Source organism: Streptomyces sp. CCM_MD2014 (assembly GCF_000772045.1).
Lineage (GTDB): Bacteria > Actinomycetota > Actinomycetes > Streptomycetales > Streptomycetaceae > Streptomyces > Streptomyces salinarius.
Genome location: NZ_CP009754.1, coordinates 5,788,223 through 5,803,449, shown reverse-complemented (window position 1 = coordinate 5,803,449; position 15,227 = coordinate 5,788,223). Strand labels below are relative to the sequence as shown.

At 72.0% G+C, this 15,227-nt stretch carries 12 protein-coding genes; 6 read left to right on the top strand and 6 right to left on the bottom strand.

From position 1 onward, the window contains the following. Positions 1–14: 14 nt before the first annotated feature. Entirely contained in the window at positions 15–1,202 is a 1,188-nt protein-coding gene (locus NI25_RS25955; protein ID WP_061444753.1) for a PP2C family protein-serine/threonine phosphatase, read from the bottom strand. Positions 1,203–1,364: 162 nt separating this feature from the next. On the opposite strand from NI25_RS25955, the gene NI25_RS25950 reads away from it, so the two are divergent. Then, complete coding sequence (locus NI25_RS25950) at positions 1,365–2,642, top strand: GNAT family N-acetyltransferase (protein WP_107071849.1); 1,278 nt, start codon at positions 1,365–1,367, stop codon at positions 2,640–2,642. A 10-nt stretch (positions 2,643–2,652) separates the two neighbouring features. Here the strand turns inward: NI25_RS25950 and NI25_RS25945 are convergent, their stop codons facing one another. Together NI25_RS25945 and NI25_RS25940 are read right to left on the bottom strand one after the other, a co-directional pair. Beyond that, on the bottom strand, positions 2,653–3,462 hold the full coding sequence (locus NI25_RS25945; protein ID WP_061444752.1) for an Fpg/Nei family DNA glycosylase: 810 nt from the start codon (positions 3,460–3,462) through the stop codon (positions 2,653–2,655). A gap of 88 nt (positions 3,463–3,550) precedes the next feature. Further along, positions 3,551–4,036, bottom strand: coding sequence for a ribose-5-phosphate isomerase (locus NI25_RS25940; protein WP_061444751.1), 486 nt, complete (start codon positions 4,034–4,036; stop codon positions 3,551–3,553). A 207-nt stretch (positions 4,037–4,243) separates the two neighbouring features. On the opposite strand from NI25_RS25940, the gene NI25_RS25935 reads away from it, so the two are divergent. Beyond that, complete coding sequence (locus tag NI25_RS25935) at positions 4,244–5,695, top strand: amino acid permease (protein WP_061444750.1); 1,452 nt, start codon at positions 4,244–4,246, stop codon at positions 5,693–5,695. Positions 5,696–5,777: 82 nt separating this feature from the next. Here the strand turns inward: NI25_RS25935 and NI25_RS25930 are convergent, their stop codons facing one another. Next, the gene (locus NI25_RS25930) at positions 5,778–6,362 is read right to left on the bottom strand and encodes a biotin transporter BioY (protein ID WP_061444749.1); all 585 of its coding nucleotides are present in this window, start codon (positions 6,360–6,362) and stop codon (positions 5,778–5,780) included. 361 nt (positions 6,363–6,723) lie between these two features. On the opposite strand from NI25_RS25930, the gene NI25_RS25925 reads away from it, so the two are divergent. Together NI25_RS25925 and NI25_RS25920 are read left to right on the top strand one after the other, a co-directional pair. Beyond that, positions 6,724–8,109 (top strand): amino acid permease, encoded by a 1,386-nt coding sequence (locus NI25_RS25925; protein WP_061444748.1) that lies wholly within the window; start codon positions 6,724–6,726, stop codon positions 8,107–8,109. 151 nt (positions 8,110–8,260) lie between these two features. Next, positions 8,261–8,902: a superoxide dismutase gene (locus NI25_RS25920; RefSeq protein ID WP_061444747.1), complete on the top strand. Its 642-nt coding sequence runs from the start codon at positions 8,261–8,263 to the stop codon at positions 8,900–8,902. Positions 8,903–9,022: 120 nt separating this feature from the next. Here NI25_RS25920 and NI25_RS25915 read toward each other — a convergent pair whose 3' ends face one another. Next, the gene (locus NI25_RS25915; RefSeq protein WP_061444746.1) at positions 9,023–9,661 is read right to left on the bottom strand and encodes a DsbA family protein; all 639 of its coding nucleotides are present in this window, start codon (positions 9,659–9,661) and stop codon (positions 9,023–9,025) included. A 184-nt stretch (positions 9,662–9,845) separates the two neighbouring features. Here NI25_RS25915 and pepN point away from each other — a divergent pair, with 184 nt between their 5' ends. Both pepN and NI25_RS25905 read left to right on the top strand, forming a co-directional pair. Continuing rightward, complete coding sequence (gene pepN, locus NI25_RS25910; RefSeq protein ID WP_061444745.1) at positions 9,846–12,479, top strand: aminopeptidase N; 2,634 nt, start codon at positions 9,846–9,848, stop codon at positions 12,477–12,479. Positions 12,480–12,799: 320 nt separating this feature from the next. Then, positions 12,800–13,882 carry a hypothetical protein gene (locus tag NI25_RS25905; RefSeq protein ID WP_061444744.1) on the top strand — a complete coding sequence of 361 codons (1,083 nt, stop codon included), beginning with the start codon at positions 12,800–12,802 and terminating at the stop codon, positions 13,880–13,882. A 40-nt stretch (positions 13,883–13,922) separates the two neighbouring features. Here NI25_RS25905 and NI25_RS25900 read toward each other — a convergent pair whose 3' ends face one another. Next, positions 13,923–15,059: a serine hydrolase domain-containing protein gene (locus tag NI25_RS25900; protein ID WP_199561030.1), complete on the bottom strand. Its 1,137-nt coding sequence runs from the start codon at positions 15,057–15,059 to the stop codon at positions 13,923–13,925. Positions 15,060–15,227 lie beyond the last annotated feature (168 nt).

The following is a 15,227-nucleotide window of genomic DNA, read 5'->3' as shown; positions in this document are numbered from 1 at the left end:
GCCGGCGCGGGCTTTCAGTCCGTCGCGGTCGCGGACTGGGCCGTGGGCCCCTCCCGGCAGATCAGCAGCAGGGCCCGGTCGTCGTTGACGTCCTTGGCCACCGCCTCGATCAGGTGCCAGGCCGCGCCGTGGAAGCCGCCCGCGACATAGCGGTCGGCCTCGCCGGTGAGGCGGTCGATGCCCTCGGCGATGTCCCGGTCGGAGGTCTCCACCAGGCCGTCCGTGAACAGCATCAGCACGTCTCCGGGCCGCAGGGTGCCCTTCACCTGGTCGAACTGCGCACCGTCGTACACACCGAGCAGCGGTCCCTCGGCCGACTTCTCCTCCCAGCGGCCGGTGCCCGCGCTGAGCTGGAGGCCCGGCGGATGTCCGGCGGAGTACAACTCGTAGTCGCCGGAGTCGAGGTCCAGGACGAGGTGGATGGAGGTGGCGAAGCCCTCGTCCCAGTCCTGGCGCAGCAGATAGCCGTTGGCGGCCGGCAGGAAGGCGTGCGGGGGAAGGCTGCCCAGCAGCCCGCCGAAGGCGCCCGACAGCAGCAGGGCGCGCGAGGCCGCGTCCATCCCCTTGCCGGAGACGTCGGTGAGGACGACCTCCAGGGTGCGGCCGCCGTTCGTGCGGGCGGCGACGACGAAGTCGCCCGAGAAGGACTGGCCGCCGGCCGGGCGCAGCGCCATCTCGCGGTGCCAGCCCTTGGGCAGCCGGGGCAGCTTGCTCTGGACGCGGATGCGTTCGCGCAGGTCGAAGAGCATGGTGCCGCCGCGCCGCCAGGGCACGCCGACCCGGCTGCGGAACTGGGCGACGAGCAGCCCGAAGAAGCCGCAGGCCGCGACCACCAGGACCACGCCGGGGGTGACGCGGGACGGGCCCTCGGTGTACGGGCCGAGCTGTACGGACTCCACGATCAGCGCGGTGGCCGCCGCCGCGTACAGGCCGAGCAGGCTCGCCGGGCGCAGCAGCAGGCCGCCCGCGACGATCGGGATGACCAGCGCGGAGGGCGAGCACCACACGGAGTTGGCCATCGTGGTGGCCGCGATGACGGGGATCGTGAGCAGCAGTCCGGCGAGCGCGATCCAGTCCGAGCCGTCGCCGCGGAAGTAGTCGACGGCGGCTCGGCGCACGCCGACGCGGGCCCGGTGCCACTGCTTCTTCCACCGGGCCGTGAACGTCTCGGCCTCCGCGCGCCGCTGTCGTCCTGCTGCCATTAGTTCGGGACCCTATCCATCGGACCGGCCGCTTGGCACGGGAGGTCCCACTTGTCCCCCGTCCGGGGCCGGACTTCACAGTGAACTTCACGAACGGCTTCCGCGCCGCAACCCCGCGGAAATTGCCTCGCCCGTCCCGTGCGGTCCTGGTACGCATGCTGCATGGGACGGTCCACGGGTGATGACGACGGTGACGGTGTGACGACGACGGCGGCCGCGGAGCCGCGGGCGCTGCGGCGCGAGGAGTGGGAGACCTGGTACGGGACGCTGATCCGTGCCTTCGGCGGGATCGCGGGACCGGCCGAGGAGTTGGAGCTGTTCCGGGAGCTGACGCAGGTCGACCGGTCGATCGGCGTGTGGGAGGGCGAGGAGTGCGTCGGGACGGCGGGGGCGTTCGCCTTCCGGATGACCGTGCCGGGCGGCGCGCAGGTGCCCGCCGCGGGCGTGACGATGGTGAGCGTCGCCGCCACGCACCGGCGCCGGGGCGTGCTGACGTCGATGATGCGGCGGCAGTTGGACGACGTACGGTCCTGGGGCGAGCCGCTGGCCGTGCTGACCGCCTCCGAGCCGGCGATCTACGGCCGGTTCGGCTACGGCGCCGCGACCTTCGAGCTCGGCGCGGAGATCGACACGAGCCGGGTCAGGCTGTCGGTGCCGCCCGGCACGGATGACGTACGGCTGCGGTACGCGGCGCCCGCCGAGGTGCTCGACGCGTGCGAGGCGGTGTACGCGCGGCTGGTGCCGGCGCGGCCCGGGATGCTGGCCCGGCGGCCCGGCTGGGAGCGGCTGGGAGTGCTGGACCCGGAGAGCGGGCGGGACGGGGCGTCGCCCCTGCAGTGCGTGCTCGCGCGGCGGGGCGGCGAGGTCACCGGGTTCGCACGGTTCCGGGTGCGGCCGGCCTGGGGGACCCAGGGGCCGAAGGGCACGGTGGTCCTGGACGCCCTGGCCGGCCTCGACCCGGCGACCGAGGCGGCGTTGTGGCGCTTCCTGTACGACATCGACCTGACCTCCACGCTGACGGTGCGGGGGCGGCCGGTCGACGAGGCGTGGCAGCACCAGGTGTCGGACGTCCGGCGGTGCCGGCCGGCGCTGCGGGACGCGTTGTACGTGCGGCTGGTGGACGTGGGGGCGGCGCTCGCGGCGCGGACCTACCAGGCGCCGGTGGACGTGGTGTTCGAGGTCGAGGACGCCTTCTGCCCCTGGAACGCGGGGCGTTGGCGGCTGAGCGGCGACGCGAAGGGGGCGTCCTGCGAGCGTACGGCCGACGCGGCGGATCTCGTTCTGTCCGTGCGGGAGTTGGGGGCCGCGTACCTCGGCGGGGTGAGCCTGGGTTCGCTCGCCGCGGCCGGGCGGGTGCGTGAGGTGCGGTCCGGGGCGCTGGCGGCGGCGTCGGTGGGGTTCGGGTCGGACGTGGCGCCGTGGCTGCCGCACGGGTTCTGAGCGGGGCCTTCTACCGTTTCTGGCAGCTCGGGCACCAGAAGAGGTTGCGGGCGGCGAGGTCAGCGGTGGCGACCGGGCCGCCGCACAGGTGGCAGGGCTGGTCGGCCCGGCGGTAGACGTAGACCTCGCCGCCGTGGTCGTCGACGCGGGGCGGGCGGCCCATGGCCTCGGGGGTGTGCTCGGGGCGGACGGTGTCGATGCGGTTGTTGCGCACGCCCTCGCGCATGAGCTCGGTGAGGTCCTGCCAGATCGCGTCCCACTCGGCGGGGGTGAGGTCCTTGCCGGGGCGGTACGGGTCGATGCCGTGGCGGAAGAGGACCTCGGCGCGGTAGACGTTGCCGACGCCCGCGACGATCTTCTGGTCCATGAGCAGGGCGGCGACGGTGGTGCGGCTGCGGGAGATCCGGCGGTACGCCGCCGCGGGGTCGGCGTCCGGGCGCAGGGGGTCGGGGCCGAGGCGGTCGTGTATCGCCTGCTTCTCGGGTTCCGTGATCAGGGCGCAGGTGGTGGGGCCGCGGAGGTCGACGTGGGCGGTGCCGTTCGCCAGGCGGAGGCGGACGGTGTCCGTGGGCGCGGGTGCGGGGGCGGGGCCGAAGGTGACCTTGCCGAAGAGGCCGAGGTGGATGTGGACCCAGTGGAGGTCCCCGAAGCCGAGGAAGAGGTGTTTGCCGTGGGCGTCGGCGGTGGTCAGGACGGTGCCGTCGAGGAGGGCGGCGGAGTCGGCGAACTTGCCCTGGGGGCTGGTGACGCGGACCGCCGTCCGGGCGAAGGCGGCGGTGTAGTCCTGGGCCAGCCGGTGGATCGTGTGCCCCTCTGGCACGTGCGGTGTCCTTTCCCGTGCCCCGTTCCCGCGGAACCGTGCGCCCCCGGCGGGCGTGCGGCGGGGGCGGCAGGGCGGCGGAGGTCTACTACTGCTGCGGGTGGTGGGCGGGGATCGGGGGGAGGTCGCCCGTCGTCTCGTAGGCCGTGAGCATGTCGATGCGGCGGATGTGGCGCTCGTCGCCGGAGAACGGGGTGGCGAGGAAGGTCTCCACGAACTTCGTCGCCTCGTCCTGCGTGTGCATCCGGGCGCCGACCGCGACGACGTTGGCGTTGTTGTGCTGGCGGCCCAGCGACGCCGTCTCCTCGCTCCAGGCGAGCGCCGCGCGCACGCCCTTCACCTTGTTCGCCGCGATCTGCTCGCCGTTGCCGGAGCCGCCGATCACGATGCCGAGGGCGTCGGGGTCCGCGGCCGTGCGCTCGGCGGCGCGCAGGCAGAAGGGCGGGTAGTCGTCCTGGGCGTCGTAGATGTGCGGGCCGCAGTCGACGGGCTCGTGCCCCGCCGCCTTGAGCCATTCGACGAGGTGGTTCTTGAGTTCGAAGCCCGCATGGTCCGAGCCGAGATACACGCGCATGCGTCGAGTGTGACACGCGGGCCGGGACGCGGACTCTTCGGGTGCCGACTGGGAAAAAGAGATGTAAAACTTTAAAAGCTCAGGGAAAGCTCAAGTAACGATCCGGATTCAAAGGTTCCTGAATTCGTTCCCCTCCGTTTCACTGGTCCGGCTCGTACTCCGCTCGTACGGGACAGTGCTCGACCGGCGCAAAGGAAAACCCTCCCCATGACTTCGCAGCCGACCTTGACGACCGAACCCGAGGACGGGTCCGCAGACTCGTCCCCGCCCCGATCCGGGCTTCAGGCAGGGCTCAAGAACCGCCATCTCACGATGATCGCCATCGGCGGCGTCATCGGAGCCGGGCTGTTCGTGGGCTCCAGTTCCGGGATCGCCACCGCGGGTCCCGGCATCCTTCTCTCGTACGCCCTCGTCGGCACGCTCGTGGTGCTGGTGATGCGGATGCTCGGGGAGATGTCGGCCGCCAATCCGACCTCCGGGTCGTTCTCCGCCCACGCCGACCGGGCCCTCGGGCCCTGGGCCGGATTCTCCATCGGCTGGCTCTACTGGTTCTTCTGGGTCGTGGTGCTGGCCGTGGAGGCGACGGCCGGGGCCAAGATCCTCGAGGGGTGGATACCCGCCGTGCCGCAGTGGGGGTGGGCACTGATCGTGATGGTGGTGCTCACGGCCACCAACCTCGCCTCGGTCGGCTCCTACGGCGAGTTCGAGTTCTGGTTCGCCGGGATCAAGGTCGTCGCCATCGCCGCGTTCATCGTCGTCGGCGGGCTGGCCGTCTTCGGGCTGCTGCCGGGTGTGGACAGCGACCAGGCGGGGCTCGGCAATCTGACCGGGCACGGCGGATTCCTGCCGAACGGGCCGGGGGCCGTCCTGACCGGCGTCCTGCTCGTCGTCTTCTCCTTCATGGGCAGCGAGATCCCCACCCTCGCCGCCGGAGAGTCCGAGGACCCGCAGCGGGCCGTCACCAAGGCGACCAACAGCATCATCTGGCGCATCGCCGTCTTCTATCTCGGGTCCATCTTCGTCGTGGTCACGCTGCTGCCCTGGGACGCGCAGTCGATCGTCGACGAGGGCTCGTACGTCGCCGCACTGGACTCGCTCGGCATCCCGAACGCCGGCGAGATCATGAACTTCATCGTGCTGACGTCCGTGCTGTCCTGCCTGAACTCCGGGCTCTACACGGCCTCGCGCATGGCGTTCTCGCTCGGTGAGCGCGGGGACGCGCCGAAGGCCTTCGCCCGGACCACCCGGCGCGGAGTGCCGCAGACGGCGATCCTGTCGTCCGTCGTCTTCGGCTTCGTCGCGGTCTTCTTCAACTACAAGTTCCCCGACACGGTCTTCCTCTTCCTGCTCAACTCCTCCGGCGCGGTGGCGCTCCTCGTCTGGCTGGTCATCTGCTTCTCACAGCTGCGCCTGCGGAGGATCATCCAGGCCGAGACCCCGGAGAAGCTGGTCGTGCGGATGTGGCTCTACCCGTACCTGACCTGGGCGGCCGTCGCGGTCATCGTCTTCGTGCTCGGCTACATGCTGACCGACACCGAGCACGACGGGCGCAGCACCGTCCTGCTGACGCTGCTCGTCGCCGCGGTCGTCCTCGTCGTCGCCTTCGTCAAGCAGCGGATCGCCGCGCGGAGGGCCGTGGCCGGCGCCGAGAAGGGCTGACCGTCCCTCGCGGACGCACGAAAGAGGCTCGCCGGGGCGCTGTCCGCGCTCCGGCGAGCCTCTTTCGTGGGCCCGAAGGCCGCTACCGCTTGTCGGCCAGCTTCCAGGCGGCGGGCAGGACGCCCATCGCCAGCGCGGCCTTGAGGGCGTCGCCGATCAGGAACGGGGTGAGGCCGGCCGCGACGGCGGCGCTGAGGGACATGTCGGCGGCGAGGGCCAGGTACGGCACGCCGACGGCGTAGATGACCGCCTCGCCGAGCAGCATCGTGCCGGCCGTGCGCAGCATCGAGCGGTCGGCGCCGCGGCGGGCCAGGGCGCCCACGACCGTGGCGGCGAGCAGCATGCCGAAGACGTAGCCGAGGGACGGGGCGGCGGTGCCGGAGCCGCCCTCCGCGAACCACGGCACGCCCGCCATGCCGACCAGGGCGTACAGCGCGAGCGAGAGCAGGCCGCGGCCGGCGCCGAGCGAGGTGCCGACCAGCAGGGCCGCGAAGGTCTGGCCGGTCACCGGCACCGGGGAGCCGGGCACGGGCACGGCGATCTGGGCCGCGACGCCGGTGAGCGCGGCGCCGCCCGCCACGAGCGCGACGTCCCGGACTCGGGAGGCGGGGATGAGGTCGGCGAGGACCTGCCCGGATCGGCGGGCGGAAACGGCAGCGGTGCTCATGGGGACTCCGCGGTGGTGTGGACATGTCGGGACACCGCGACGCTATCCCAGCCGCCCGGAGCCGATCACCGGCAGCGCTCGACAAAGGCCCGCTCGTCGGCTTGGTGGGCTCCCGACAAAGGGGGCGGGATACACGCCGCGTCCGCGTGACACCGGTCACCGAGGAGGTGAGGCGGTCGTCACGGCGGACGGGCGCCGTGTCCGGGTGATCACGTTGCGTGGTCCGGCCGTCCGTATCGTGGGCAGCCGCTGTCGCGGGGCGGCGCGAGACCGGAGACTGTGGGCGTTTTTGCCCCGCCCGCGTCCCCCAACTCCCCGCAGCACCCCCACCCGCTCCCCCACGCATTGGACGAGCCGCTCCATGTCCAACAGCACCACCACCAAGGCGCCGCAGCAGCCGGCGGACGCCTCCCTCTCCCACGGCCTCAAGCAGCGCCACCTGTCGATGATCGCGCTCGGCGGGGTGATCGGCGCCGGGCTGTTCGTCGGCTCCGGGGCCGGTATCGCCGCCGCCGGGCCTTCGATCGTCGTCGCCTACACCATCTCCGGCCTCCTCGTGATGCTGGTGATGCGGATGCTCGGCGAGATGTCCGCCGCGTATCCGTCGTCCGGTTCCTTCTCCGCCCATGCCGAGCGGGCGATCGGCCCGTGGGCCGGGTTCACCGCGGGCTGGGCGTTCTGGGTGCTGCTGTGCACGGCCGTCGGCCTGGAGGGCATCGGCGCGGCGCAGATCGTGCACGGCTGGCTGCCGGGCACGCCCGAGTGGGCGTGGGTGGCGCTGTTCATGGTGGTGTTCTGCGGGACGAACCTGGCCGCCGTGAGGAACTTCGGCGAGTTCGAGTTCTGGTTCGCCGCCCTCAAGGTCGGCGCGATCTCGCTGTTCCTGGTGCTGGGCGTGCTGGCGATCTGCGGCGTCCTGCCGGGCACCGACTCGCCCGGCACCTCCCACCTGGGCGACTTCCTGCCCAACGGCGGCGACGGCCTGATCATCGGCCTGCTCGCCTCGGTGTTCGCCTACGGCGGCCTGGAGACGGTGACCATCGCGGCGGCCGAGTCGGAGAACCCGGTCAAGGGCGTGGCGAGCGCGGTGCGGACGGCGATGTGGCGGATCGCGCTGTTCTACATCGGCTCGATGGCGGTCATCGTGACCCTGGTCCCGTGGGACTCGCCCGAGGTGGTCGAGAAGGGCCCGTACGTCGCCGCCCTCGACGAGCTGGGCATCCCGGGCGCGGGTCAGCTCATGAACGTCGTGGTCCTGGTCGCGCTGCTCAGTGCGATGAACGCCAACATCTACGGCGCCTCCCGCATCGGCTACTCGCTGGTCGAACGGGGCCAGGGGCCGAAGGTGCTGGGCCGGGTGTCGGGCGGGGTGCCGCGGATCGCGGTGCTGGTCTCCTCCCTGTTCGGCTTCGGCTGCGTGCTGCTCAGCTACTGGCGTCCGGACGACGTCTTCTCCTGGCTGCTGAACATGATCGGCGCGGTCATCCTGGTCGTCTGGATCTTCATCGCCGCCTCGCAGCTGCGGCTGCGCCGCCGCCTGGAGCGGGAGGCGCCCGAGAAGCTGGTCGTGCGCATGTGGGGCTTCCCGTGGCTGACCTGGGTGGCGCTGGCCGGCATGGCCGCGGTGTTCGTCCTGATGGCCCGCGAGCCGGACACCCGGGTGCAGCTGTACTCGACGGGCGGGATGACGCTGTTCCTGGCGGCCGTCGGTTACGCCCGGCAGCGCCGGCGGGCGCGCATCGGCTGACGCACGGCGCCCGATTCCCCGAGGGCCTCCGCACGGTCGCGTGCGGGGGCCCTTTCGTGTGCCCGCGGCACGCCCCCGCGCCTTCCCGGCCTCTTGCTGCTAGCGTGCACTTGCAAGCCTTTTGCAATAAGAGGGTCGGAGGGGATCCGCCATGCCCGTCTACACGCTTCCTGAACTGCCGTACGACTACTCCGCGCTGGCTCCGGTGATCAGTCCCGAGATCATCGAGCTGCACCACGACAAGCACCACGCGGCGTACGTCAAGGGCGCCAACGACACACTGGAGCAGCTCGCCGAGGCGCGGGACAAGGAGACGTGGGGCTCGATCAACGGCCTGGAGAAGAACCTGGCCTTCCACCTCTCCGGCCACATCCTGCACTCGATCTACTGGCACAACATGACCGGCGACGGCGGCGGCGAGCCCCTGGCGGCGGACGGCGTGGGCGACCTCGCCGACGCGATCGCCGAGTCCTTCGGCTCCTTCGCCGGTTTCAAGGCCCAGCTCACCAAGGCCGCGGCGACCACCCAGGGCTCCGGCTGGGGCGTCCTGGCGTACGAGCCGCTGAGCGGCCGGCTGATCGTCGAGCAGATCTACGACCACCAGGGCAACGTCGGCCAGGGCTCCACCCCGATCCTGGTCTTCGACGCCTGGGAGCACGCCTTCTACCTGCAGTACAAGAACCAGAAGGTCGACTTCATCGACGCCATGTGGGCCGTCGTGAACTGGCAGGACGTGGCCAGGCGCTACGAGGCCGCCAAGTCCCGCACCGACGCGCTGTTGCTGGCTCCCTGAGAGCCGGCCGCGCCTGATCGTCCTGCCTCGTGATCGTCTTCTCAGCCTTCACCGGGCAGGCGGAATGAGGAAGGCCCCCGCGAGGACGTGACTCGCGGGGGCCTTCTGTGCACGGGGGACCTACAGGTTGCTGAAGTCCGGGCCCTTGGTGCGGGTCCGCTTGATCTCGTAGAAGCCCGGCACGGAGGCCACCGCGAGGGTGCCGTCCCAGAGCTTGGCGGCCTCCTCGCCCTTGGGGGCGGGGGTGACGACCGGGCCGAAGAAGGCGAGCTGCTCGCCGTCGGCGCCGGGTACGGCGATGACCGGGGTGCCGACCTCCTGGCCCACCTTGTCGATGCCCTCCTTGTGGGAGGCGCGCAGCTGGGGCTCGTACGGGGTGCCGTCCCAGTGGTCCATGAGGGACTCGGGCAGGCCGACGTCCTTCAGGGCGGCGGCGACCGTCTCCTTGCCCGGACCCTGGTCCTGGTTGTGGATGCGGGTGCCGAGCGCCGTGTAGAGGTCGCCGAGCACCTCGGCACCGTGCTCCTGCTGGGCCGCGATGACGACGCGGACCGGGCCCCACGCCTTGACCTCGAGCATCTCGCGGTACTCCGCGGGCAGCTCGTCGAGCTTGTCCTCGTTGAGGACGGCGAGGCTCATGACGTGCCAGCGGACCTCGATGTCCCTGACCTTCTCCACCTCCAGGACCCAGCGGGAGGTCATCCAGGCCCAGGGGCACAGCGGGTCGAACCAGAAGTCGACAGGCGTCTTCTCCGACATGTCTCTCCTCATGAGGCGCGCTAGTAGGCGTTTCTCGGGGCAACCGGCCGGCCCGCCCGCCCATTCCCGGCTGCTGCGCGTCAGGGGCACATGGCAGGATCGGTGCTGTCCGCATACTGAACACCACGGAACACCAGTCGTATACCGACCCCGTATACCGAACACCATCCGAGGAGTGCCGCCCGTGCCCGGTGAGAATCTGTCCCGCGACGAGGCCCGGGAGCGGGCCGCACTGCTGTCCGTCGACGGGTACGAGGTGTCCCTCGACGTGCGCTCGGCGGTCGGCGAGGCGCAGGGCGAGGGCCCGCGCACGTTCCGGTCCGTCACCACGATCCGCTTCCGCTGCAACGAGCCCGGCGCGAGCAGCTTCGCCGACCTGGTCGCACCGAGCGTCACCGCCGTCTCCCTGAACGGCCGCGACCTCGACCCGAGCGAGGTCTTCGACGGCTCCCGGATCGCCCTGGAGGACCTGGCCGCCGACAACGAGCTGGTGGTCGACGCCCAGTGCGCCTACTCCCGCACCGGTGAGGGCCTGCACCGCTTCGTCGACCCCGAGGACGGCGAGGTGTACCTGTACACCCAGTACGAGCCGGCCGACTCCCGTCGGGTCTTCGCCAACTTCGAGCAGCCGGACCTCAAGGCGCCCTTCCGCTTCGAGGTGCGCGCGCCCGAGGAGTGGACGGTGTGGTCCAACGGCGCGGGCGAGCGCAGAGAAGAAGGGCGCGCAGCGCTTCCGCAGAAGGGTGGTGGTGGGCGACGGGCGGGCGGGGTGTGGCGGTTCGCGGAGACGAAGCCGATCTCGACGTACATCACGTGTGTCGTGGCCGGTCCGTACCACTACGTGACGGACTCCTACGAGCGCGTCTTCGAGGACGGCACCCGGCTGGAGATCCCGCTCGGCGCCCTGTGCCGCAAGGGGCTCGCCCCGCACTTCGACGCCGACGACGTCTTCCTGATCACCAAGCAGGGCTTCGACTTCTTCCACGACCACTTCGACTTCCCGTACCCCTTCGGGAAGTACGACCAGGCGTTCGTGCCGGAGTACAACCTCGGCGCGATGGAGAACCCGGGGATGGTGACCTTCCGGGAGGAGTACATCTTCCGCGGGAAGGTGACGCGGGCGTCGTACGAGGGCCGCGCCAACACGATCCTGCACGAGATGGCGCACATGTGGTTCGGCGACCTGGTCACCATGGAGTGGTGGGACGACCTGTGGCTGAAGGAGTCCTTCGCCGACTTCATGGGCGCGTTCGCCAACGTCGGCGCGACCCGCTTCAAGGACGCCTGGATCACCTTCGCCAACCGCCGCAAGGCGTGGGCGTACCGCGCCGACCAGCTCCCCTCCACGCACCCGATCACGGCCGACATCCGTGACCTGGAGGACGCCAAGCTGAACTTCGACGGCATCACCTACGCCAAGGGCGCCTCCGCGCTCAAGCAGCTGGTGGCGTACGTCGGTCAGGACGCGTTCCTGGAGGGCGCGCGGCGCTACTTCAAGCGGCACGCGTACGGCAACACGCGCCTGGGCGACCTGCTGTCCGTCCTGGAGGAGACCAGCGGACGGGACATGGCGGCCTGGGCACGGTCCTGGCTCCAGACGGCCGGCGTCAACTCGCTCACGCCGCAGGTGCTGCTGAGCGGGGCCGGAACGGTCGACGAGCTGGCCGTGGTGCAGGAGGCGGCCGAGTCGCACCCCGAACTGCGTCCGCACCGCGTCGCTGTGGGCCTGTACCGGCGTACGGCCGAGGGCGCGCTGGAGCGGTACGCGCGCGCCGAGGTGGACGTCGAGGGGCCGCGCACGGTGGTCGCCGAACTGGCGGGGGCCGAGGCGCCGGAGCTGGTCCTGGTCAACGACGACGACCTCACGTACTGCAAGACGCGCTTCGACGACACCTCGCTGGCGACGCTGCGCGAGCACCTGGGCTCCGTGACCGATCCGCTGGCCCGTGCCCTGTGCTGGTCGGCGCTGTGGAACATGACGCGGGACGCGCTGCTGCCGGCGCGGGACTTCGCGGCGCTGGTGCTGCGGTTCGCGGGGCGCGAGTCCGACATCGGCGTCCTGCAGATGCTGCACGCCTGGACCGGCTCGGCGCTGGTGCACTACGCCGCCCCCGAGTGGCGGCAGACGGGCGGCCGGCTGCTCGCCGAGGGCGCGCTGCGCGAGCTGCGGGACGCGGCACCGGGCAGCGAGCAGCAGCTGGCGTGGGCGCGGTTCTTCGCGTCGGTGGCGGCCGAGGAGGCGGACCTGGCGCTGCTCCGGGGCCTGCTGGAGGGCACGGAGAAGATCGACGGGCTCGACGTGGACCAGGAGCTGCGCTGGACGTTCCTCGCCCCGCTCGCGGCCCACGGCGCCGCCGACGAGGGCGTCCTGGCCGCCGAGCTGGCCCGCGACGACACGGCCTCCGGCAAGCGGCACCAGGTGCGCTGCCTGGCCTCGCGGCCCTCGGAGGCGGTGAAGGCGCAGGCCTGGGCACAGGTGGTGGAGTCCGACGTGCTGTCCAACGCCCTGGTGGAGGCGACCATCGCCGGCTTCGCGCAGCCCTCGCAGCGGGAGCTGCTGGCCCCGTACACCGAGAAGTACTTCGCGGCGATCGAGCGGGTGTGGGCCGAGCGGTCCATCCAGATCGGGATGGACGTGGTCCGGGGCCTGTTCCCGTCGCTGCGGGACTCCCAGGACACGCTGGAGGCGACCGACGCGTGGCTGTCCGCGCACGAGGACGCGGCGCCGGCGCTGCGGAGGCTGGTGCTGGAGGCGCGGGACGATCTGGCGCGGGCTCTGCGGGCGCAGGCGTGCGACGGTGCCTCCGGCGGTCGGTGAGCCGCCGGGTCCGGTTGTCCGTCGGGCGCGGGTGCGTCGTGGTTGATCGCGCCCACGCGGCGGAGCCGCACATCGATGCAGCCCCGCGCCCCCTTGAGGGCGTCGCCCCGCCCCGCGCCGACGAGTCATGGCCAACGATTGAGCGTTCCGTCGTCGTTACGGAATGCGGGCAATAGCAGCCGTAACCCCTGGGCCGCACTGTGGCGGACCAGGGGTTTTCGGCATCCGAACAGGCGTCCTTTAGGGCGGGCTTGTCCCGGTTCGGCGATGGACGTGTAACAGCGGTTAAGGGGCCGATCGGGCGCGGGAAATTGCCGGTCATGACGCACAACACCCCGCTCTCCCCCCGCCCCCGCCCGCTCCACGACCTGGCCGACGGCCGGCGTCCGCTGATGACGGCAGCCCAGCTGCGGGCGCACGGCGTCTCCGCCGCGGAGACCAACGAGCAGTGCCGGCCGGGTGGCCCCTGGCAACAGCTCCTGCCGAACGTCGTCCTGCTGCACCCGGGCCCGCCGACCAGCGAGGAGCGCCTGCACGCGGTGCTCCTCTACGCGGCACGGGACCGCGGCACGGGCACGGCTTCCGCCGCGGCGCCCGGGGTGTCCGTCTCGGTGCCGGTCCAGCCGGGCGGACAGCAGCCGCCCGCGCCCGCCTACGCGGAGGCGATGATCACGGGACTGGCCGCGCTGACGCTGCACGGGTTCTCCGCCGCTCCCCCGCTGCCGTCCCTGGACCTCATCGACGTCCTGGTCCCGCGGCTGCGCCGGCTGCGCACGACGGGCTGCGCGCGGGTCGTACGCACCGCGGCGCTGCCGACCGCCGTGGAGCTGGCCGGGGTTCCGGTGGCGCCGGTGGCGCGGGCCCTGGCGGACGCGGTGGCGGAGCTGACCGATCCGGGCACCGTGCGCCGGCTGCTGACGGAGGCGGTGCGCGGCGGACACTGCGAACCGGCCGCGGTGGTGCGGGAGCTGAACCGGGCCCGGCTGCTCAGCCGCCCGCACGTGGTGGACGCCGTGGACTCGCTGGTCGCCGAGGGGCGGGCGCTGGCCGAGCAGCGCCTGTACCGGATGGTGCGCGAGCACGGTCTGCCGGAGCCGGTCTGGAACGTCGACCTGCGCCTGCCCGGCGGGCCGCACCTGGGAGGTGTGGACGCCTTCTGGCCCGAGCAGGCGGTGGCGCTGGAGCTGGACACCCGGGCGCACCGGACGCGGGAGGACGACGACGCCTGGGCGGAGCACGCCCGCAAGCGCGAGCATCTGGAACGGCTCGGCATCACGGTCGTGCACCTCACCCCCCGCAAGCTGCGGGACTGCGCCGAGCACCAGGCGGCCGTCGTGCGCACCGCCCTGATGGCGGCCGGGGACCGGGAGCCCGCCGCGTACGTCGTGGTGCTGCCCCGGTAGTCCCGTGGGCGCGGGGACCACCGGGGCGGCCGCCCGGCCGTCAGTCGCCGCAGAACTCCGCCTCGATCACCGCGTCGCTGTCGCCCGACCAGTCGCCGTTGAAGTTGAAGGCGAGCGCGTGCCGGCCGTCCCGGGTCGTCACCGCCTCCGAGGAGGAGCCGTGGATGCCTCCTCCGTGGCCCCAGACGGTCACGCCGCAGTCGAGTTCCCGCTTGATCAGGCCGAGGCCGTAGGAGGCGCCCGGCATCGCGGGGACCGTGGTGGTCATCTCGGCCAGTTGCTCCGCGGGCAGCAGCCGGCCGCGGAGCAGGGCGGTGTAGAAGCGGTTCAGGTCGGCCGAGTCGGAGATCATCTCCCCGGACGAGCCGGCCAGGGACGGGTTCAGCCGGGTGACGTCGTACGTCGGGCCCGTCGCCGTCTCGGCCAGCTTGGAGTAGGCGCGGCTGCTGGGCCGCGGCAGGGTGACCCGGGTGCCCGGGACCGACGTGGCGCGCAGCTTCAGCGGGTCGATGATCCGGCGGCGCACCTCCTCGGCGTACGGGCGCCCGGTGGCCTCCTCGATCACCATGCCGGCCAGGATGTAGTTGGTGTTGGAGTACCTCCAGTCGGTCCCGGGCTCGAAGTCCGGCTCGTGGGCCGTGGCGATCGCCACCAGCTGCCGCGGCGTCACGGTGTCGTAGCGGTGCTCGAGGAAGCCGTCCCTGGCGAAGTACGTGCGGACGAACTCCTCGTCGGCCGTGTAGTTGTGGATGCCGCTGGTGTGGTTCAGGAGCTGGCGCAGGGTGATGCGGTCCCCGTGGTTGCCGTTGCCCTCGACCACGCCCGGCAGCCACTCGTCCACGGTGTCGTCCAGTGAGAGCCGGCCCTCGGCCTCCAGTTGGAGCACGACGGTGGCGACGAAGGTCTTGGTGATGCTGCCCACGCGGTAGCGGTCCCGCTCGGAGCGCGGCTCGCCGGTCCTGAGGTCGCCCACTCCCTCGGTCCCGGACCAGGTGCGGCGGCCTTCGCGGGCGGTCGCGGTCACGCCGGGTACGCCGTCCGCGACCGCGGCCTTCAGGGCGTGGCGGGTCGCGTCGTGGCCGCCGGGGCTCGGTGCCGCCGCGGCCGGGGCGGCGAGGGCCGCCGAGAGTGCCACCGCGGTGGCCGCCAGCAGGGTGGTGCGTACGCGTACGGTCATGTCTTCTTCCCCGTCCTCTTCTTGAGTCCTGTTTCGCGTTCCGTCTTCGCGTTCCGTCTTCGCGTTCCGGTCGGTCCGGGGGGAGAGACCGGGCGGGTGGAGGGAAGGTTGCCGGGGTCGGGGACGGTTGAGCACAATTCGGCCTCCTGCACCGGGGTTGTCACCGGC

Bases quoted from the DNA above. Each gene is read 5' to 3' on its own strand.
- NI25_RS25955 (WP_061444753.1), bottom strand. From the start codon at position 1,202: ATGGCAGCAGGACGACAGCGGCGCGCGGAGGCCGAGACGTTCACGGCC.
- NI25_RS25950 (WP_107071849.1), top strand. From the start codon at position 1,365: ATGGGACGGTCCACGGGTGATGACGACGGTGACGGTGTGACGACGACG.
- NI25_RS25940 (WP_061444751.1), bottom strand. From the start codon at position 4,036: ATGCGCGTGTATCTCGGCTCGGACCATGCGGGCTTCGAACTCAAGAAC.
- NI25_RS25935 (WP_061444750.1), top strand. From the start codon at position 4,244: ATGACTTCGCAGCCGACCTTGACGACCGAACCCGAGGACGGGTCCGCA.
- NI25_RS25930 (WP_061444749.1), bottom strand. From the start codon at position 6,362: ATGAGCACCGCTGCCGTTTCCGCCCGCCGATCCGGGCAGGTCCTCGCC.
- NI25_RS25925 (WP_061444748.1), top strand. From the start codon at position 6,724: ATGTCCAACAGCACCACCACCAAGGCGCCGCAGCAGCCGGCGGACGCC.
- NI25_RS25920 (WP_061444747.1), top strand. From the start codon at position 8,261: ATGCCCGTCTACACGCTTCCTGAACTGCCGTACGACTACTCCGCGCTG.
- NI25_RS25915 (WP_061444746.1), bottom strand. From the start codon at position 9,661: ATGTCGGAGAAGACGCCTGTCGACTTCTGGTTCGACCCGCTGTGCCCC.
- NI25_RS25905 (WP_061444744.1), top strand. From the start codon at position 12,800: ATGACGCACAACACCCCGCTCTCCCCCCGCCCCCGCCCGCTCCACGAC.
- NI25_RS25900 (WP_199561030.1), bottom strand. From the start codon at position 15,059: ATGACCGTACGCGTACGCACCACCCTGCTGGCGGCCACCGCGGTGGCA.